The organism is Acinetobacter sp. Q85-2, assembly GCF_013420555.1.
In the GTDB taxonomy this organism is placed as follows: Bacteria; Pseudomonadota; Gammaproteobacteria; order Pseudomonadales; family Moraxellaceae; genus Acinetobacter; species Acinetobacter indicus.
The window spans coordinates 1-20,073 of sequence record NZ_VOXW01000026.1; the positions used below are offsets into that span (position 1 = coordinate 1).

The window sequence follows — 20,073 nt, forward strand, 5'->3', positions numbered from 1 at the left end:
AGATGAAATTAACTTAAATATTTTTAATAACTTATTATCTTTCGACCACCGGGAAAATTTCTTGAATATGGAGTTTGGCTTTCCGAAGGCAGCAGGTAAATCCCGCCACGGGCAGCCTGTACGGATTCTATAAAGAATAGCTTCAATAAAATTTCGAAGATTTTGTTTGAGATAAATACGAAAATTACGGAAAATGTTTTCTAACTTAGACCAGTGTTGATCAGTCAACATTGTACGAGGCATAGCGAGGAGTAGATTTGGTTTGGCGATTAAATTCTACTTTCTCGCTATTTTTTTTGCACAGTAAATGTCAACAGACCCTAATAAATGTAATAAAAATATACCTTTTGTTAAAATTTTTTCAGGTTACAAATTAATGAGGGAGTTTAGTTTATTCTTTTGGGTTTGGTGTTATATTCTCTGTTAAAGTTTGTTAACCGGGCTGAGCAATCGGCTTTAAAAATGGCCTAAATATTCTATAAGAATGGATCTCGGATGAGGCAGATATGAAGTTGCAGTTGCTTGAAATAGGTTCAGAAACTGAACAGCTGAGTGCATGCAGGTTGTCTCTGTTATTGGGGGTATTTACTGCGACCAATCAGATTGAGCGTTTTTTATCCTCTGCCCGTAAAATTTTAGGGGTAGAGCGTTCCGCGCTGGCCTTCGAGGGCGAACCCTATTTATGGTATGCCCATCAGGACTGTTTTAAAGCCTTTATTGCACCCGATCATATCCAGATTGTCGAATTGTTTGATGGTCAGGACTGCATTCATACCGAGCATCCTCACTATATACAACTGGTTGAGCGTATTGGCTCTTTAGGCGTAGAAGCAAAACGCTTTATGGCCTTTGATCTGAAAATGTCCGATGGTCGCTCGATTGGACAGATTCTGTTTTTCGACCAGAACGAGCAGCCTTTTTCGCTGCAGGCGATTGAAATTCTCAGTGATCTGGCCACCAATTTGGTGAATTATCTGGAGTTAAAAGCCGACCATGCTGAACTAAAAGAAATGTATGAGCAGCAGGCCGCGCTGAATTTCAGTAAAACCAAATTTTTCCAGATTATTGCGCATGACTTAAGAGCGCCGTTTCATGGCTTGCTCGGTTTTTCCGAAGTTCTGGCACAAGAACGCGAAACGCTAGATGATTCCAGTGTGCAGAATATTGCCGACTATTTATATGATACTGCGCAATCGACCTATAACCTGCTGGAAAGCCTGTTGAATTGGGCCATGGCAGAGGGCGGCCGCTTTATCTATCATCCAATTAACTTCAAGCTGCAACAGTCGTCGAAAATTGTCTGCGATGTGCTGAACAGTCTGGCGGTGAAAAAGAATATTCAGCTGATTAACCAGATTGATGATGATATTAAAGTCTATGCCGACATTAATATGATTACTTCGGTTATCCAGAACCTGGTGTCGAATGCGCTGAAATTCACCCCGACAGATGGTACCGGCAAGGTGACTTTACGCGCCGAACAGGCAGACGATGGCGTGCATATCTATATTCAGGATACTGGTCTGGGCATGAGCCAGTCGCAAATGGAACAGCTGTTCCAGGCAGCGGTCACGGCCAGTAGCAAAGGTACAGCCGGTGAAAAAGGTACTGGTCTGGGCTTAGTATTGTGTAAACGTTTTGTCGACCTGAACAAAGGCGAAATTGTGGTGGAGTCCAATGAAGGCGAAGGAACCACCTTTATTGTGACCTTGCCGCAGGCCACCAGCGCGCATCAGGCTTTAATGCCGGAAGATATACAGTTCGAAAAAGTAAAAATGTAGAAAACGCAATTTTCTTTTCCTCTATAGCCAGACTCCTGATATAACTAGAAAAAACAGTCAGCTTTGGGTGTGTGAATGAATACGGAACAATTGCGCAAAACCTTAGGTGCCAGCCAATATGCAGAACAGGTATTGGCCAAGCACCAACCCCTCTTAGAACAAGATTATGCAGTTGACCGGTTTTTAACCCCTTTAAGCACCCAGCAGATTCAGCACACCGTGCAAACGACCTTGCAGGATATTCAGGATGAAACCGAGTGGATGCGTAGTCTGCGGATTTTACGTGCCCGGCTGATGTTTCGCTGGATCTGGCAAGATGCCAACCAGTTAACCGATGTGGTCACCCTGACCCGTGAACTGTCCGATTTCGCCGATGTCTGTGTAACAGCAGCCAAAGATTTTGCCCGGGCTCCCTTGGTGGCCAAGCATGGCGAGCCGGTGGGCTATAACGGTAAAGTACAGGACCTGATTGTGATTGCCATGGGTAAACATGGCGCGCAGGAACTGAATTTATCCAGCGATATTGACCTGATTTTTGCCTTCGATGAGCAGGGCGAAACCAACGGTCGTAAATGTATTGATGTGCAGCAGTTCTGTATTTTATGGGGACAGAAACTGATTTATCTGCTCGACCATATCACCGCCGATGGCTTTGTGTTCCGGGTTGATATGCGTTTGCGTCCCTGGGGCGATGGTTCGGCCCTAGCGATTAGCCATGTGGCGCTGGAAAAATATTTAAGCCAGCACGGCCGTGAATGGGAACGCTATGCCTGGATCAAGGCACGCATTGTCACCGGAGGCAAAGAAGGGGATGAACTGCTGGAGATGACCCGGCCGTTCGTATTCCGCAAATATGTTGATTACACTGCCTTTGAAGCCATGCGTGAAATGAAGGCCATGATTGAGCGCGAAGTGCAGCGTCGTCATCTGGAAGATGATATTAAACTCGGCGCTGGCGGGATTCGTGAAGTTGAGTTTATTGTGCAGGTGTTTCAACTGATTTATGGCGGGTACAAGCTGGAGCTACAAGACCGGCAATGTCTGGTCAGCCTGAATCATCTGGATGAAGCTGAATTGCTGGACAGCAAAGCCGTGGCCGAGCTGGAAGATGCCTATTTATTTCTGCGCCGGGTTGAACATGCGATTCAGGCGCTGAATGACCAGCAAACCCAGTCCTTACCGACCGAGCCAGAATTGCGTCAGCGTTTGATCAGCACTTTAGGTTTTGCGAGCTGGCCAGATTTTATGGCTTTTCTAGATGAAAAACGCGCCAAGGTCATCTATCAGTTTGAGCATTTAATTAAAGAAAAAGAACCTGATCCGCTGGTCGAAAGTTTTAGCCAGCTGGAACAGCGCCTGAATGAAGTGCTGGATGATCAGGCCAAAAATCTGGTGCATGAATTCTGGTATGGACATGCGCTGAAAAAATTACCGGCCAAAGCGGTACAGCGTCTGAAAACCTTCTGGCCGCATCTGGTCGAAGCAGTGTTGCAGTCAGATATGCCGCAAGTTGCGCTGGTACGGTTGATGCCGTTGGTGGAATCGGTAATGCGCCGTACCGTGTATCTGGTGATGCTGATTGAAAGCAAAGGCGCATTGCAACGTCTGGTAAAAATGGCCACCGTCAGTCCATGGATTTGTGAAGAGCTGACCCATTATCCGGTGCTGCTGGATGAATTTCTGTCGATGGATTTTGAATTGCCGAAACGTCAGGATCTGGAAGATTCCTTGCGTCAGCAATTGCTGCGGATTGAGGTCGATCAGGTCGAAGACCAGATGCGGGTACTGCGCCTGTTTAAAAAATCCAATGTACTGGCAGTGGCAGCCAGTGATGTACTGGCAGAAAGTCCGCTGATGAAAGTCTCTGATGCGCTCACCGATATTGCTGAAGTGTCAGTCAATGCAGCCTTGCATCTGGCTTATCAGATTACCGCGAAAAAACATGGTTTCCCGCTGGATGCCGAAGGTCAGCGCTGTACGCTGGATCATATGGCTTTTACCGTGATTGGTTATGGCAAGGTAGGCGGGATTGAACTCGGTTATGGCTCGGATCTGGATCTGGTCTTTATTCATTATATGGATGAGCAGGCCGATACCGACGGGCTCAAACCCATCAGCGGTTTTGAGTTTGCGATGCGGGTGGGGCAAAAGTTTGTGTCATTGATGACCACTCAGACTTTAGATGGCCGCGTTTATGAAGTCGATACCCGGTTACGTCCGTCTGGGGAAGCAGGATTACTGGTCACCAGCCTGAAAGCCTTTGAGCATTATCAGCTAAAAAGTGCCTGGCTGTGGGAGCATCAGGCGCTGGTACGCGCGCGCAGTATTGCGGGTGAACGCTGCCTTCGGGACAAGTTTGAGCAGCTACGCTGCCGGATTCTGACCCAGCCACGTGAACAGGCGCATGTGCGTGCCGAAGTGCTGAAAATGCGCCAGAAGATGAAAGACCATCTCGGTTCATCAAATGAGCAAAAAAAAGATGGAATTTTTCATTTAAAACAGGATGCAGGTGGTATCGTTGATATCGAATTTATGGCACAGTATGCGGTGTTAGCGTGGAGTGGGACGAATAAAGATCTCGCCCATTACTCCGACAATGTACGAATCCTTGAGGATGCCGCAAAGACAGGTTGCTTATCCAGCAACGATGCGACTGCTCTGATTCAAGCTTATCTCCGTGAACGCGCAGAGAGCCACCGCTTAGCCCTTGCAAATCAATCCATGCAAGTGTCTGCAAGCGACTGGCACGATACCCGAATGACCGTTTGCAAGTTATGGCAAAGACTGATTGATCCAGCTGCAGCATTTGCGCTGGAGAGTGAATAATTGTGAAAAATTGGAGTTTATGGCATGAATTTGGCTGATCGTGATGGTTTTATTTGGCAAGATGGACAACTGGTTGACTGGCGTGAGGCCAAAACTCACGTGTTGACCCATACCCTGCATTACAGCATGGGTGTGTTTGAAGGTGTCCGTGCCTATGAAACCCCGAATGGAACGGCTATTTTCCGTCTAAAAGAGCACACAAAGCGTTTGTTAAATTCTGCAAAAATTTATCAAATGAAAGTGCCGTTTGATCAGGCAACTTTAGAGCAAGCACAAATTGATGTGGTGCGTGAAAATAAACTGGCATCTTGCTATTTACGTCCAATCATCTTTATTGGTTCTGAAAAACTCGGTATTGCGGCAACAGATAATACTATTCATGCCGTGGTTGCAGCGTGGAGCTGGGGTGCTTACCTGGGTGAAGAGGCAATGGCGAAGGGTATTCGCGTAAAAACCTCATCATTTACCCACCATCATCCAAACGTGACCATGTGTAAAGCCAAAGCGTCTGGTAACTATACGCTGTCGATTCTGGCACACCAAGAAGTGGCGCATTCAGGTTATGACGAAGCGATGCTGCTGGATCCACAAGGTTATGTATGCCAAGGTTCAGGCGAGAACGTATTCTTGGTACGTGATGGCGTAATTCACACTCCAGACATCGCTGGTGGTGCGCTGGATGGGATTACCCGTCAATCGATTATTACCATTGCTAAAGACTTGGGTTATGACGTGGTTGAGCGCCGTATTACACGTGACGAATTCTATATTGCCGATGAAGCCTTCTTTACGGGTACGGCTGCAGAAGTAACGCCTATCCGTGAATACGATGACCGTCAGATTGGTGAAGGTGTCCGTGGTCCAATCACCACGCAAATCCAGAAAGCCTACTTTGATGCAGTGCAGGGCAAAGATCCGAAATATGCACACTGGTTAACTTATGTAAAATAAGTGCAAACTGTAAAAAAGGACTCAGCTGAGTCCTTTTTTATTGGCTGGGAAAATGTTCTTAATCATCCATACCAAAAATATCGCGGCTATAGACTTTCTCCAGCACATCCGCCAGTTCATCGGACTGGCGATTGGCAACAATCACATCGCTATAGTGTTTAAATTCATCCAGATCCTGCATGACCCTGGAGTGAAAGAATTCATCTTCCTGCAAGGTCGGCTCGTAAATCACCACTTCCACGCCGCGGCCTTTGATGCGTTTCATCACCCCCTGAATGGCCGATGCTCTGAAGTTGTCTGAACCACTTTTCATGACCAGACGGTAAATACCGACCACTTTCGGGTTGCGTTGCAGGACGGACTGGGCAATAAAATCTTTACGGGTGACATTGGCATCGACAATGGCCTGAATTAAATTGCTCGGTACATTGTGATAGTTGGCCAGCAACTGTTTGGTGTCTTTCGGCAGGCAGTAGCCGCCGTAGCCAAAGGACGGATTGTTATAATATTTGCCAATCCGCTGATCCAGACAGACGCCGTCAATAATCTGTCGGGTATCCAGCTGAAACAGCTGTGCATAGGTGTCCAGTTCATTGAAATAGGCCACGCGCATAGCCAGATAGGTGTTGGCAAACAGCTTGATGGCTTCGGCTTCGGTGGAACCGGTAAAAAGTACCGGGCAGTCTTTTTTGATGGCGCCTTCGAGTAGCATATCGGCAAACAGTCGGGCACGCTCCGACTGTTCTCCGACAATAATCCGTGATGGATACAGGTTGTCATGCAGGGCTTTGCCTTCACGCAAAAATTCCGGTGAAAAAATAATATTTCCACTACGATATTTCTGTTTGATTTTTTCAGTAAACCCGACCGGAACGGTGGATTTGATGATCATGGTGGTGCAGGGATTAATTGACAGTACATCCTGAATCACGCTTTCGACACTGTCGGTATTAAAATAATTGGTCTGTGGATCGTAATCGGTCGGCGTGGCGATAATCACATAATCGGCATCCTGATAGGCATCGGCCTGATGCAGGGTGGCTTTAAAATTCAGGTCTTTATTTTTCAGGAAGTCGCTAATTTCAGGGTCTTGCAGGGGAGAAATGCCATAATTCAGCAGTTCGACTTTTTCAGGAATGATATCGAGCGCCACCACTTCATGCTGCTGCGCAAAAATCATGGCATTGGAAAGGCCAACATAGCCGGTACCGACAATACTAATTTTCATAATCTATTGTTGTTCTGCGATGAGTTCTAATCTGCATCTTGAATGTGCAAGTTCGATGACGTTTTTCTGACAGTTATTTTGCAGTGGCTTTTCTTTGCAGCCATTCTGCTAATTTGTAACTCTGTGATATGATGGCGCCATTGCTCAGGTGGATCATGCGGCATGGCTTTACATGAAACAGAGATGAACTCTCAATCTTCTTTAATGCAGGAACAGAATGTTGTTCTGTGCATGAAATGGGGAACCAAATACGGTTCGGAATACGTTAACCGTTTGTACAATATGGTCAAACGCCATACCACAGTCGACTTTAAAATGGTCTGCCTGACTGACCGTACTGAAGGCATTAATCCGGAAGTGGAATGTTTCCCGATCCCGCCGCTGGCTTTGCCAGAAGGTGCGCCTGAGCGTGGCTGGAACAAGCTGTCGACGTTTGAGCCAGATTTATATGGCTTGACAGGCAATGCGCTATTCTTGGATTTAGATGTGGTCATTGTCGATAATATCGATGCATTTTTTACCCATCCGGGTGATTTTCTGATTATTCATGACTGGAAACGTCCATGGCGAATTACCGGCAACAGTTCGGTTTATCGTTTTAAACTGGGGGCTTTCCCGGGATTATTGCCATATTTCCGTGAGCATTTTGATGAGATCCGTCAGAAGTTCCGTAATGAACAGGCGTATTTGTCCTGGTATGTCGATCAGGAGAAAAAATTAAGCTACTGGCCAGAGAGCTGGTGTAAAAGCTATAAATATCATTGTCTGCAAAAGATTCCGATGGCCTATTTTAAGCCGCCGGTGAAACCGGAAGGTGCCAAAATTATTATTTTCCATGGGGAAATTAATCCACCAGATGCAATTCATGGTGGTGGGGGAAAATGGTATCGCTATGTGTTGCCATCGGATTGGATTAAAGAGGCTTGGCAGTAAGTGAAGCAACATCCTGCATTAAATCATACAGCACGACCATATCGTTTAAGTGTGGTCATGATTGTTAAGAACGAAGCAAAAAACTTAGAATTATCGTTACCCGCATTAAAAGGCTGGATTGATGAGTTAATTGTACTGGATTCTGGAAGCACAGATCATAGCCGACAACTGGTGGAAGACGCTGGGGGACAATGGTTTGAAAATCTAAATTGGCCAGGGTTTGGAAAACAGCGTCAACTTGCACAGTCTTATGCTACAGGTGAATGGATTCTTGCTTTGGATGCAGATGAAGTGGTTACACAGCAGCTACAGCAGAATATTTTAAAAGCAATTCAACAGCCGCCTTTAGATACGGTCTTTGGAATTAAGCGTTTGGATTGCATATTTGGTCATCAAATTGATAATGCTTATTGGCCAGTGAAGGCGCATTGGCGCTTATTTCCAAAAGGCTATCAGTATGACAATAATCTTGTTCATGAGTCAGTTGTTTTAAATGGAGCAAAAACAGAGAAGCTGCAAGGTTTTCTTTTGCATCAAACCGCACCTACACCTAAATTTTGGCTAGAAAAGCGTTTAGATTATGCGAAAGCATGGGCTGTCGATCGTGAGCAACGAGGGAAAACAGTTGGTATTTTGGGCGTGTTTTTTCATACGTTCTGGGCGTTTATTAAACAATACCTAATTGATGGCCGCTTCTTAATGGGTCAGTATGGATTCATTTACTCTCTGTTATTTACACAGTATACCTTTAATAAATATGCAATTTTATATGATTTGAAGAATAATCATGCTTTGGCAACTTTTAATCAGTCACTAGAAAATATTAAAAAGCTTCAGCCAGTTGACCAATCTGAGAAAAAATCGACTGTTTCATTGGTGATGATTGCAAAGAATGAGTCGAAACATTTAGCTGCATGTTTAGCGACAGTGCATGACCTTGTTGATGAGATTATTATTCTTGATTCTGGCAGTACAGATCAGACCGAAGAGATTGCCAAGCGATTCGGGGTAAAATGGTATGTTAACTGTGAGTGGAAAGGATTTGGTATTCAGCGCCAGATAGCACAAAGTTATGCTACTCAGGACTATGTACTTGTTCTGGATCCAGATGAGCGACTTGATCAGGCCCTTCGGGAGTCGATTGTTGAGGTGCTAAAGCAACCACTTCAAACGGATAAAGTTTTTAGCTTGGCGCGTGTTAATCAGTTCTGTGGTGTTGAAGTGCAAAAACGTTTTTGGTATGCAGACAGGTTAGCACGGTTATATGCCAATAAGTCTTTCCAATACTCATCTTTGGAAGTTCATGAATCTTTAGATCAGAAGAATGTGCCTGCTGTAAAATTAAATGGTTATTTAGAGCATTTAACCAACGATGATTTACACCATTTCCTAGTGAAAAATATTCGTTATAGTCATGATTGGGCATCGGATAAATTTAAGCATGGTAAAAAAATAGGTTTATTTGCAGCTGTATTGCGTGGCATTTTCTCTTTTATACGAGAATATATCATCCGTGGTGACTTTTTGGGCGGGGCGTATGGTTATCTGCTGGCAATGGCATCCATGGGCTATACTTTAGATAAGTATTTGATGCTGTGGCAAATGAATAAAGAGAGCAATAAAAAATGAAGATTTTAATTGCCAATATGTCTTCTATACCAGTGTATGCCTATGGCGGGACAGAGCGTGTAATTTGGGATTTGGCAAAACAACTGGTTGAGCAGGGGCATCAGGTCATATTCCTTGTGCCGAAAGGTTCACACTGTAGTTTTGCGAAAGTAATTGAAATGGATCCTGATCGACCGATTTCTGCACAGATTCCAGATGATATTGATGTGGTTCATTTCCAGTTCCAGCCCAACGTTACCGGTTTAGAGGTGCCCTATGTAGTGACTGAGCATGGAAATGCTCAGCTTGAAGAGCGTTTGAATCAAAACACCATTTTTGTTTCTCGTGATCATGCGCAAAGACACAACTCAGACTCTTATGTGTTAAATGGTCTGGATTGGTCGAATTATGGTGAAGTCGACTGGAAGCGAGAGCGGAATTACTATCACTTTTTGGGTAAAGCAGCTTGGCGTTTGAAAAATGTCAAAGGTGCAATTCATATTGCAAAAAAAGCGAAACAGCAGTTACATGTGCTAGGAGGCGATCGTTTTAATTTTAAACGTGGTTTGCGTTTAACTTTTTCTCCTCAAATTAAATTTCATGGGATGGTCGGCGGCCAAGAAAAGCTTTCATTATTAAATGGCTCGAAGGGATTGATCTTTCCTGTGCGTTGGCATGAACCTTTTGGGTTGGCTATTATTGAAAGTATGTATTTTGGTTGTCCTGTTTTTTCAACGCCTTATGGTGCTATTCCTGAACTGGTACCACATGAGTGCGGGGTACTTTCAAATAATGCTGATCTATTGGTGGATGCGATTAATACGCAAAAATTTGATCCCTTATATTGTCAGCAGCATGTTGTAGATCATTTTAATGCTGAGAAAATGGCGCAGAGATATTTGGATAAATATACGCAAGTGATAAAGGGGGAGGTGCTAAACCCTCATCAACCTTATTTGATGAAGGAATGTCAAAATCTTGAATGGCAACAATAGTGAGGCAAGTGTTTAGAAGAAAAACCGAGTTATTCTTCTAAACTAAGAGCTGTGTCTAAATTACCTGGGCAGTATGGTGGTTGAGCGTGTAGAGGGTAACCATTCAGAACTTGCTCATAATAAGAGAGATACTTTTTACTCATGACGATATGGTTAAACTGATCTCGAGCATATTCATGACAGGCTTTTCGACTAAATTGGCCAATATTCTTGAGGGCCTCTACCATTTCGGTCTTGCTTGCTGTGCTCAGACCCACCTCAGGAATGATAAGCTCTGGAACGGAACCATGATGACTGCCAATAACAGGACAGCCTAAATACAGGCTTTCAATCATTGCAAGTCCAAAAGCCTCATGGATTAAAACTGGGAATATCAGAGCTTGTGAATCTCGAATCACAGCATTTTTTTCTTCACCTCCAATCATGCCATGGAAGCTAAGATCTTTTCCTGCATAAAAATAAGGTTGATATTTACCATTACGTTTCCATTTTAGGCTAAGGCGATTGCTGCCAAGCACGTGTAATGGTTTATTTGCTCTACGTGCAATCTCAACACTATCTTTTAGATTCTTATCGCGATATTTAGCGTTGGCTAAAAAGTGAATATAATTTTTAGGTTTATCTAGATTAGGTTGTCCATAATCATCCCAAAATAATCCATTATAAACAAAGGCCTGAGCACCACTTCGCTCAGCATGCTTTTGGCATAGGAAAATAGTATTTTGTGGGAAAGTTTTAGGGGTTAATTGTTGGTTGTGTGTTGTGCAGACATGAGGCGTTTGAATATTACCTTCAAATAAAAAATGAAAATGAATAATGTCTGCCCAGCCTTCAACTTGCGCTTCTAATTTTTTTGAAGGATCGAATGTCAGTGCATCTGGATGAGTATTTGAGCTTTTGGTCATAAATTTTACTTCATGTCCAAGTTGCTTTTGTCCTAAATATAAAGCCCATAAGACACGCTCAGTTCCTCCATATTTTGGTGGTGGAACGGGCATGCGGGTTAATAGAACATGTAGGATTTTCATTAATACAGAGACTTATTAAAACTGCTAAAATGATAAAGGATAGTTTATAATTTTCCAATTTTATTTTATCTATTTTTGGATATAATGGGTCGTTAATAAACAAGTTTGTTTTGGTGTTGATTTTGAAAAATTTTGTTATTAGCCTTTCTTCTGCTTTAGAGCGTAGACAGCATATTGAACAGGTTTTTAACGAACAAGGCATTGAGTTTGAGTTTTTTGATGCTGTAACACCTGCACAAGCTAAGATCTTGGCTATGCAATATTTTCCTGAATGTGATCTTACTAGACTGACTCCTACAGAATTGGCCTGTGCAATAAGTCATATAGAGGTATGGAAAAGAGCTCAGGCTTATAACTCTAAATATTTCTCAGTTTTTGAAGATGATATTTATTTAGGTAAAGATTCGCATTTATTTTTAAAAAATCATGACTGGATTAAAAGAGATTTTCATATTCTGAAGTTAGAGACATTTCTAGAGAAAGTTATTGTTGGGCAAGAAGAGGAAGAATATTTTGGCAGAAAAATTTGTCAACTAAGGCATTATCATTTTGGCGCTGCTGGGTATCTTCTAAATAAAGATATTGTTGATCTGTTAATTAACAAGGTTAGGAGTAATAATAAATTTAAAGCTATAGATTGGATTTTATTTCATGATCCAATAATAGAGGAGAGCGTAAAAGTTTATCAATTGTATCCAGCTTTATGTATTCAAGATCAAATATTAAATGAAGTTAAAAAATTTCCTAGTTTTTTGGAAGGAGATCGAGCTCAATATACCTTTAGAAAAGATCAGATCACTATAGGAAAAAAGATAAAAAGAGAAATATTAAAGTGTTATCGACAGCTAATTGGTGTTTTTATTTTTAAAATTATCCCCTATAAATAGTATAGGGGTCTTTCTGTTGAATAAATATTTTCTATAAAAATTCAATATAATTGAACCTGAATTATAGGTAAAGTGTTAGTGTAAGAATTAGACTGCTAGCTAATATTAAAAATAGTTTATACATTTCTGGTGGAATCTGTGGGCTATTACTAAATTTAATTAATGAACTAAAGTCAATGAAATATATATCACCAATGTTTAAAAAATAACTTTCTAATATAAGATATTGACTTGAGGAATTTTTATTTTTGATTTTCTAGATCATATAAGTTTTTACTTACCTCTATATTCCTAAACCTTTTATACCCCCACAAATACTGTTCTGGAGCGGCATTAATCATGCGCTCCATTTCTTTATTAAGTGTGTCGACTGAAAGCTGCAAATCTTTGGCATTAATCTCTGCAGATAAGGTCTGTACATACAGCTCAAAGCCACTTAAATCTTCACGGCGTAAACAGCTTAAACCAATCACTGAACACTGGGTCTTGGCTGCCAGTTTTGAGAGTAGGGTAGAGGAAAGTGCATTCTGACCAAAGAAAGGTGAATAAATGCCACCCGACTCTTTAGGCACATGATCTGGTAAAATTGCGGCAAATCCACCTTGTTTTAAATGCTTAAATAAGGCACGTACGCCTGTTTCATCGGTGGGTACCAGTGTGGCATTAAGACGCTGCCGTGCTTCCAGCATAAACCGGTCTACATCCGGATTTTTGCTCGGTTTATACATAATGACCGGTGCCGTATGTAAATTCACCCAGGCATTCATCAATTCCCAGGTACCAAAATGCGGCACCACTGCCAAGGTCCCATTCGGGTTTTGCAGGGCGTCTAAAAAAATATCTTCCCCATGCACGGCCTTGATCTGCTCAAGGGCAAACTCCGGCGCAGAACCCCAAATCTTGACCGATTCTGCATAGGTCATACATTGGCTTTTCAGGCTACGCTTTGTGAGCTGATCCCGTTCCGATTCGGATAACTCCGGATAAGCAGACTTTAAATTAATTTCTGTCACACGTCGGGCAGAGGAGTTGCTCACATACAGTAACCAGCCCACAGATCGGGCAGTGACCTGAATCAAACGCAGGGGGAGTTTGGAGAAATTTTTAAGAAGGGAATACATGAATCAAGCAAGAGTCCGCACAATTATGGTCGATCGGCATTGCCTTTTAAGACCATATAAATCAGTCCGACAAAAATCAGCAAGGCGCCGATAATACTACTCAGGCTGAAATACACAATACGGTCATTGGTATCAAGCGCAAACAGGTTATTCGCCAAGATATAACGCATGAACAGCCATTGTACAATCGAAAAGACAATAAGCATGATGCCACGGTTACGTACTGCAGGACGCATTGCCATCGCTGAATCACCTAAGAATGAAAACTGCAGTTATTATGCCATTGCTCGGCAGTGATCTCAATGTAATAAAAAAGCCCCGCAAGTGCAGGGCTTCTTTAGAATGACAAGCTATTATTCTTGAGATTCCGCTTTTGGTTTTTCACGTAAGCGAATACCCAAATCGCGCAGTTGAGTCGCTTCAACTGGTGCTGGTGCTTGAGTCAATGGACATTCAGCAGTCTTGGTTTTCGGGAAGGCAATCACATCACGAATAGACGCACCGCCAGTCATCAGCATCACTAAACGGTCCAGACCGAATGCTAAACCACCGTGTGGAGGTGCACCGTAACGTAAAGCATTCAGTAAGAAGCTGAATTTCTCTTCAGCTTCTTCTTCACCAATACCCAAAGCTTCAAAGATGGCTTTTTGCATTTCCAGGTTGTGAATACGCAGGGAACCACCACCGATTTCAGTACCGTTCAATACCATGTCGTAAGCGACAGACAGCGCAGCACCCGGGTTGTTCTTCACGTCTTCAACGCTTGATTTCGGCAGCGTGAATGGGTGATGCACAGAAGTCCATTTGCCATCATCAGTTTCTTCGAACATTGGGAAGTCAACCACCCAAAGCGGAGCCCATTCGCACGTTGAAAGATTCATGTCATGACCAATCTTGACACGAAGCGCGCCCATTGCATCATTTACAACTTTGGCTTTATCTGCACCAAAGAAGACGATGTCGCCATTTTTAGCACCAACGCGTTTTAAGAGATCCAGCACGATTGGCTCGATGAATTTCACGATTGGCGATTGCAGGCCTTCGATACCTTTTTCAAGTTCGTTGACTTTGATGTAAGCCAGACCTTTGGCACCGTAGATACCCACGAATTTGGTGTATTCATCAATTGCACTACGTGGCAGTGAACCTGCACCCGGAACGCGAAGTGCCACAATACGGCCTTTCGGATCTTTGGCAGGGCCAGCGAATACCTTGAACTCAACGTCTTGCATTAAATCTGCAACATCAATCAGTTTCAACGGAATACGCAGGTCCGGTTTGTCTGATGCATAGTCACGCATCGCATCGGCATAGGTCATACGCGGGAATTTATCGAATTCAACGTTTAGAAGCTCTTTGAACATCTTCACCGTCAAACGTTCCATCAGATCCATGATGTCATCATCGCTCATGAACGATGTTTCAACGTCGATCTGGGTGAATTCTGGCTGACGGTCCGCACGTAAGTCTTCGTCACGGAAACATTTGGCGATTTGGTAATAACGGTCAATACCACCCACCATCAATAACTGTTTGAACAGCTGTGGTGATTGTGGCAGTGCGTAGAAGCTACCGTTAGATACACGGCTTGGAACCAGGTAGTCACGTGCACCTTCAGGCGTTGCACGAGTCAAAATTGGAGTTTCAACGTCTAGGAAACCATTGTCTTCGAAGTAGTTACGAATCAGGTTGGTCAGTTTAGAACGGAAACGTAAGCGCTCTAACATTTCTGGACGACGGATGTCCAGGAAGCGGTATTTCAGACGGATTTCTTCAGAAATATTGGTGTTTTCATCATTCAGTGGGAATGGAGGCGTTTCAGATTGAGCCAGCACTTCAATTTCTTTGCCCAATACTTCAATCTGGCCACTGACCATATTGGCATTTTCAGTACCCGCATAACGGCGGCGTACACGGCCTGTAATTTTTAATACGAATTCAGAACGAGCTTTATCTGCTGTGGCAAATGCTTCTGGGGTATCCGGGTCGATAACCACTTGTACCAGACCGTCACGGTCACGCATATCCAGGAAGATCACCCCACCGTGGTCACGGCGACGATGTACCCAACCACACAAGGTTACGGTTTGGTCGATTTGAGCTTCGGTTAAAGAACCGCAGTAATGAGTTCGCATCATAGCGTAAAAATCCAACTATATGGGTTAATGACAGCGCATACGTAAACAGCGTACCGCTTGAAGTAAATGTTGGATTATGCCTCTTTGCAGGTTTTGTCACAAGAACTTCACTATGAAAAAACATAAACCACTGATTTTTTAAAGTTGAATCTTAGAAAAAAAAGCAAGATATGAAATAATAATGAATAATTTTTAGAATTTTGATCTGGGGTGGATGTGGAGTTGGTTTTAAGGAATAAGTCTTTCTATCTTATTCTATTGATATTTTGTGCGTTATTAATTCAAGCTGTATTCGATAAAGGGGCTGATGTTTACTACTATTCGGTTCTTATCCTTATCTTGGGGTTTCTTTCAACTAAGTATCAGAAAATTAAGATAGATTTACATATATTGGTTTTTTGTTTATCTGGTTTTATTTTTCTTACTTTAAGTTATTGGCTGTTGGGACGATTTGATGAAATTCCTGTTAGATTGATAGAAACCTATACAAAAATAGCAAATCAATATTTTTGGGTTATCCCTCTTCTTTTCCTTCCTTACCTTATTGTCTTTTTCAATCAAGGGGAAAAGTATATTTTTGAACCTTTAATTTTCTTTATCAGCTTTATATTTATTTATACTTTCTATAATAGTTTTATTTTAGATTTTAATAGAGGTTTATTAAGTCAATTTTTTAATCCTATTATTATTTTTGATATAACTTTTATATCATTAGCTTTTTTTGCTTTATTTTATTCTTTTCTTAAGGAAGGGGTTGTTAGTTACTTTTATTTAGTTTTATGCTTGTTGTTAATTTTTGTTTTGATTTTGCATGGTACACGAGGAACTTGGATTGGATTACCGCTTGTATTAATTGCTTATACTTTGCATTTTTATAAATATAAGATAAAGAAAGTTATACTAATGCTTAGCTTAAGTCTCTCATTTATTTTAATAAATATAGTGTGGGATAACTCTCCTATCAAAAATAGATTACAGCAGTTTTCTGCGGATACGGTTCAATTGGCTGAGAATAATTATAAAACAAGTAGTGGTGTCAGAATTTTCCTATGGAAAGAGTCTTTAGAAATTTTTGAAAATAACCAAATTATTGGAGTTGGTGGCTATGGAATTGAGGCGCATAATTGTGAGCTAAAAGAAAGTGGTCAGCTACCGACATGCTTTCAACATATGCATAATATTTTTTTTCATGAATTGGCTGCACATGGCATCTTAGGGTTATTGGGTCTGGTGCTTATTTATGGATCAATTTTACTATTCTTTATTAAGAAATTCCTACGCTACTTTTCTAATTTTGAGTTAAGAGGATATGCTCTTTTAGGTATTATTTATGTGGTTTATTATCTGATTTGTGGTTTAACAGAGTATTACTTATTTTTTGTTCTACCTGTTTATATTCACTACTTTATTATTTTACTGATTGTTGGGTTTATCTTTAGAAAAGAAGCAATCTTGACGAAATAACTGTAAAGAATGGCCTAGATTTTAAAGTTAGGCCATTAATTTTTATCCAATGCTAAAAATAAAATACAACCTAGGGTTAAAGCTATGAGTGCACCCTGACTAAACTCATTAAAAGCCCGGCCCAGAAAATAATAACGATGGCTATACCAGAGTTCATCACTGAAATAGCGGGCATAATCCCAGACCGAATAAGCACCTAGCAAAATGGCCAGGCCAATCAGGATGGCTGCCGCTTGTTTGACCCGTCGGCTCACTGGCCAGTGCTGACGATAGCGCTGATAATAACGCCAGCACATCCACAGCAAAAACGGCAGGGCCAGAAGCGAACTGCCAATCTGCAAGATAAAATGCAGTGGATAGGTCTGGGAGAACCAGGACACCGGCTGGCTTAAGACGTTATGAAAGGCAAAAGTGCGAAAGTCGACGTGAGTTAAACCATCCCAAATTAAATGGGTGGCATTGCCCAGCAATAGCCCGAGGATTACCGCAAGTAAAAAACCAAGGGCCGACTTGAACGAATCCAGATTGAGCTCATGTTGTATGCCTAGCGCCCGATACAGCACCGGACGATAAATCAGATACCACGCCGCACAAAAAGCCAGACCCAGCCATAAATTTGGATGAACAATTGAACTCCATAAATGATTCAAGCCGCCCTGATCGGTGGTAAATAGACGGCTTAAATCGGGCAGCATACAGCCAATAGCGAGGGCTGCAACGGGAAGACGATGGCCTGTCAGCTGGGCAATGGGTGGTGCTAAAACTGCATGAGATAAGGTAAAGGGCATACAGGCGTAGACAATAAAAACGGAAAAATCCGCGAGGCCCTATAGCTTAACCAAGCAAAGATGAATTTTATGTTTTTTATTGCAAAACAGTTGGAATGTTATATTATAACATTATTCAAATTTGTTACTCTGAGCCTGAGTCATGTCCTTCCATAAGAATTTAATAACACTGTCTATTTTTGCTGTTGTGGCCCCTGTGGTTTTTGCAGATGAGGCGAATCTATCCAATGCACAGCAACTTGAAACCATCCAGCTAAAAGCCCATCCTCTGGTTCAGACTGCAGCAGACTTTGCGGTAGCAGATCAGGTGGTGGAACAGAAAGTATTGGCGGAACGCCCAACAACCATTGGTGATGCACTGGCTGATGAACTGGGTGTATATTCAAATCAGTACGGCACAGGTTCAAGCCGTCCTGTGATTCGTGGTCAAGATGGCCCGCGTGTCAGAGTCTTACAACACGCATCTGAAACTGCCGATGTATCGACTTTATCTCCAGACCATACGGTTACGGTAGATCCAATTCTGGCAAAACAGGTTGAAGTGATTCGTGGTCCATCGACTTTACTCTATGGTGCTGGTACCGTGGGGGGGTTGGTCAATGTAACCGATCAGAAAATTCCAACCCAAATCCCAGCAGATGGCTTAGAGGGCACCGTCGGCGTGCGCTATAACTCGGGTAGCGATGAGAAGCTGGCCAGTGCGGGGGTAACAGCAGCAATTGGTGACAACTTTGCCTTACGTGTAGAAGGCTCCAAACGTAAAGCAAATAACTATATTACGCCGGATTACTGGGTAGAACATCATAATGATGAAGCTGGCCATGAAGATCATGATCATGGACATGATGCTGAAGAAGAACATGAAACACATTTTGATAAAGCCCGTCGTGTAGACAATACCTTTGCAGAAGGGCAAACCGTGAATATTGGCGGCTCATGGATTCATGACCGTGGTTTTGTCGGGGTGTCTTATAGCAACCGTCAGGACAAATACGGTTTACCAGGGCATAGTCATGAATATCATGGTTGTGGGCCAGATCATGACAATCCGAATATAATTGAATGTCCTCCTCACGATGATCATGGTGATGACCATGCGCATCATGGTGGTCCATGGGTCGATCTGGAATCACACCGTTATGATGTCCGTACAGAACTGGACCAGCCATTTTCCGGCTTTGACAAGTTACGTGCCCATGCCAGCTATACCGATTATGAACATGACGAGCTGGAAGAAAATGAAGTCATCAGTAACTTTAAAAATAAAGGTTATGATGCACGTTTGGAATTGGTGCACAAACCCGTTGCAGGTTGGGAAGGTGTATTTGGTACCCAATATAGTCAACAACAATTAGATATTATTACTGCTGCCGCGCATGATCATGCTGAAGATGAACATGACGGACATGATCATGCCGTACTTATGCCAAATACGAAAACTGAAAAATATAGCTTATTTGGTTTAGAGCATAAACAATTTGGTGATGTACATGTTGAACTTGGTGCACGGGTTGAACATCAAAAAATTGATGTTGATGCTGATCTAAAAGACTATTCAGATACAGGTGTGTCTGCGTCTGCTGCAGCCAATTGGCAGTTTGCACCCAACTATAAATTGTCGCTTACAGGTTCACACCAGCAACGTTTACCGTTGGCACAAGAGTTATATGCGCAAGGTAAACACTACGCCACAAAAACTATTGAGCATGGTAATGTGAATCTGAGTCCAGAAAAATCGAATAATTTAGAGCTAGGTTTACACTATGAAGCCGACAAATTTGATTATTCGCTGCATGTTTACCATAACTGGTTTGACAACTATATTTATGGACAGGCTCAAGGGGCGAGAAATGAGGAAGGATTCTTAGAACTTGAATATACTCAAGACAAAGCCAAATTCTACGGTACAGAAGCCAAGTTAGGCTATCAGCTGAGCCCAGATTATAAACTCAGTGTGTTTGGTGATTATGTTCGTGGCGAAATAGATAACCAAAATGCACCACGTGTACCTGCAGGCCGTTTGGGAACTAAAGTAGATGCTAACTTTGCCGATGGTTGGTCGGGTATGGCGGAATACTATCGTGTATTTAAGCAAGACAAAATTGCAGCGTATGAACAAGAAACAGAAGGTTATAACATGGTCAATGTCGGTCTGGCGTATGCAGGTGCCATGGCGAATAACCAGGACTACCGCGTGTTCTTTAAAGCCAATAACCTGCTGGATGATCAGGTTTATTCACACACCTCATTCCTGTCCAATATTCCGCAAGTGGGCCGTAATTTTACCGTTGGTTTAGAATATAACTTCTAAGCAGAACTTAAATT

The 20,073-nt window shown here is 42.5% G+C and carries 16 protein-coding genes; 9 read left to right on the plus strand and 7 right to left on the minus strand.

The features are described 5' to 3' along the window. On the minus strand, positions 1 to 243 hold a 243-nt coding region (locus FTT68_RS12385; RefSeq protein ID WP_180057194.1), incomplete at its 3' end, for a transposase. A gap of 263 nt (positions 244 to 506) precedes the next feature. Between FTT68_RS12385 and FTT68_RS12390 the strand changes: the two genes are divergently transcribed. From FTT68_RS12390 to FTT68_RS12400, 3 genes are all read left to right on the plus strand, one after another. Continuing rightward, the gene (locus FTT68_RS12390; protein WP_168395512.1) at positions 507 to 1,781 is read left to right on the plus strand and encodes a GAF domain-containing sensor histidine kinase; all 1,275 of its coding nucleotides are present in this window, start codon (positions 507 to 509) and stop codon (positions 1,779 to 1,781) included. 75 nt (positions 1,782 to 1,856) lie between these two features. Next, positions 1,857 to 4,607, plus strand: a complete 2,751-nt coding sequence (glnE, locus tag FTT68_RS12395; protein ID WP_180057621.1) for a bifunctional [glutamate--ammonia ligase]-adenylyl-L-tyrosine phosphorylase/[glutamate--ammonia-ligase] adenylyltransferase — start codon at positions 1,857 to 1,859, stop codon at positions 4,605 to 4,607. A 24-nt stretch (positions 4,608 to 4,631) separates the two neighbouring features. Beyond that, a complete protein-coding gene (locus FTT68_RS12400) occupies positions 4,632 to 5,558 on the plus strand; it encodes a branched-chain amino acid transaminase (protein ID WP_104472055.1) in 927 nt (308 codons plus the stop codon). Positions 5,559 to 5,616: 58 nt separating this feature from the next. On the opposite strand, the gene FTT68_RS12405 is transcribed toward FTT68_RS12400, so the two are convergent. Then, positions 5,617 to 6,786 carry a nucleotide sugar dehydrogenase gene (locus tag FTT68_RS12405; protein WP_152342532.1) on the minus strand — a complete coding sequence of 390 codons (1,170 nt, stop codon included), beginning with the start codon at positions 6,784 to 6,786 and terminating at the stop codon, positions 5,617 to 5,619. Positions 6,787 to 6,948: 162 nt separating this feature from the next. Between FTT68_RS12405 and FTT68_RS12410 the strand changes: the two genes are divergently transcribed. Genes FTT68_RS12410 through FTT68_RS12420 form a run of 3 tightly spaced genes read left to right on the plus strand, consistent with a single transcriptional unit; the run spans position 6,949 to position 10,322 of the window. Beyond that, a complete protein-coding gene (locus FTT68_RS12410; RefSeq protein ID WP_075174841.1) occupies positions 6,949 to 7,719 on the plus strand; it encodes a glycosyltransferase in 771 nt (256 codons plus the stop codon). Between the two features lie 57 nt (positions 7,720 to 7,776). Then, entirely contained in the window at positions 7,777 to 9,348 is a 1,572-nt protein-coding gene (locus FTT68_RS12415) for a glycosyltransferase family 2 protein (RefSeq protein WP_180057624.1), read from the plus strand. Next, positions 9,345 to 10,322: a glycosyltransferase gene (locus FTT68_RS12420; protein WP_104473608.1), complete on the plus strand. Its 978-nt coding sequence runs from the start codon at positions 9,345 to 9,347 to the stop codon at positions 10,320 to 10,322. Before FTT68_RS12415 ends, FTT68_RS12420 begins: the two co-directional genes overlap by 4 nt. Positions 10,323 to 10,351: 29 nt before the next feature. Here FTT68_RS12420 and FTT68_RS12425 read toward each other — a convergent pair whose 3' ends face one another. Further along, positions 10,352 to 11,350, minus strand: coding sequence for a glycosyltransferase family 4 protein (locus FTT68_RS12425; RefSeq protein ID WP_180057618.1), 999 nt, complete (start codon positions 11,348 to 11,350; stop codon positions 10,352 to 10,354). Positions 11,351 to 11,472: 122 nt separating this feature from the next. Here FTT68_RS12425 and FTT68_RS12430 point away from each other — a divergent pair, with 122 nt between their 5' ends. Then, complete coding sequence (locus tag FTT68_RS12430; protein WP_158649867.1) at positions 11,473 to 12,237, plus strand: glycosyltransferase family 25 protein; 765 nt, start codon at positions 11,473 to 11,475, stop codon at positions 12,235 to 12,237. A gap of 242 nt (positions 12,238 to 12,479) precedes the next feature. Here FTT68_RS12430 and FTT68_RS12435 read toward each other — a convergent pair whose 3' ends face one another. From FTT68_RS12435 to aspS, 3 genes are all read right to left on the minus strand, one after another. Next, complete coding sequence (locus FTT68_RS12435) at positions 12,480 to 13,358, minus strand: lysophospholipid acyltransferase family protein (protein WP_180057615.1); 879 nt, start codon at positions 13,356 to 13,358, stop codon at positions 12,480 to 12,482. A gap of 23 nt (positions 13,359 to 13,381) precedes the next feature. Continuing rightward, positions 13,382 to 13,600 (minus strand): hypothetical protein, encoded by a 219-nt coding sequence (locus FTT68_RS12440; RefSeq protein WP_005180031.1) that lies wholly within the window; start codon positions 13,598 to 13,600, stop codon positions 13,382 to 13,384. Between the two features lie 111 nt (positions 13,601 to 13,711). After that, positions 13,712 to 15,496: an aspartate--tRNA ligase gene (gene aspS / locus FTT68_RS12445; RefSeq protein ID WP_180057612.1), complete on the minus strand. Its 1,785-nt coding sequence runs from the start codon at positions 15,494 to 15,496 to the stop codon at positions 13,712 to 13,714. 210 nt (positions 15,497 to 15,706) lie between these two features. Here aspS and FTT68_RS14160 point away from each other — a divergent pair, with 210 nt between their 5' ends. Then, positions 15,707 to 16,960: an O-antigen ligase gene (locus tag FTT68_RS14160; protein WP_180057609.1), complete on the plus strand. Its 1,254-nt coding sequence runs from the start codon at positions 15,707 to 15,709 to the stop codon at positions 16,958 to 16,960. A 35-nt stretch (positions 16,961 to 16,995) separates the two neighbouring features. On the opposite strand, the gene FTT68_RS12455 is transcribed toward FTT68_RS14160, so the two are convergent. Further along, a complete protein-coding gene (locus tag FTT68_RS12455; protein ID WP_075174836.1) occupies positions 16,996 to 17,748 on the minus strand; it encodes a DUF4184 family protein in 753 nt (250 codons plus the stop codon). Positions 17,749 to 17,890: 142 nt separating this feature from the next. Between FTT68_RS12455 and znuD the strand changes: the two genes are divergently transcribed. Further along, positions 17,891 to 20,059 carry a zinc piracy TonB-dependent receptor ZnuD gene (gene znuD / locus FTT68_RS12460; RefSeq protein WP_180087762.1) on the plus strand — a complete coding sequence of 723 codons (2,169 nt, stop codon included), beginning with the start codon at positions 17,891 to 17,893 and terminating at the stop codon, positions 20,057 to 20,059. Positions 20,060 to 20,073: the final 14 nt, after the last annotated feature.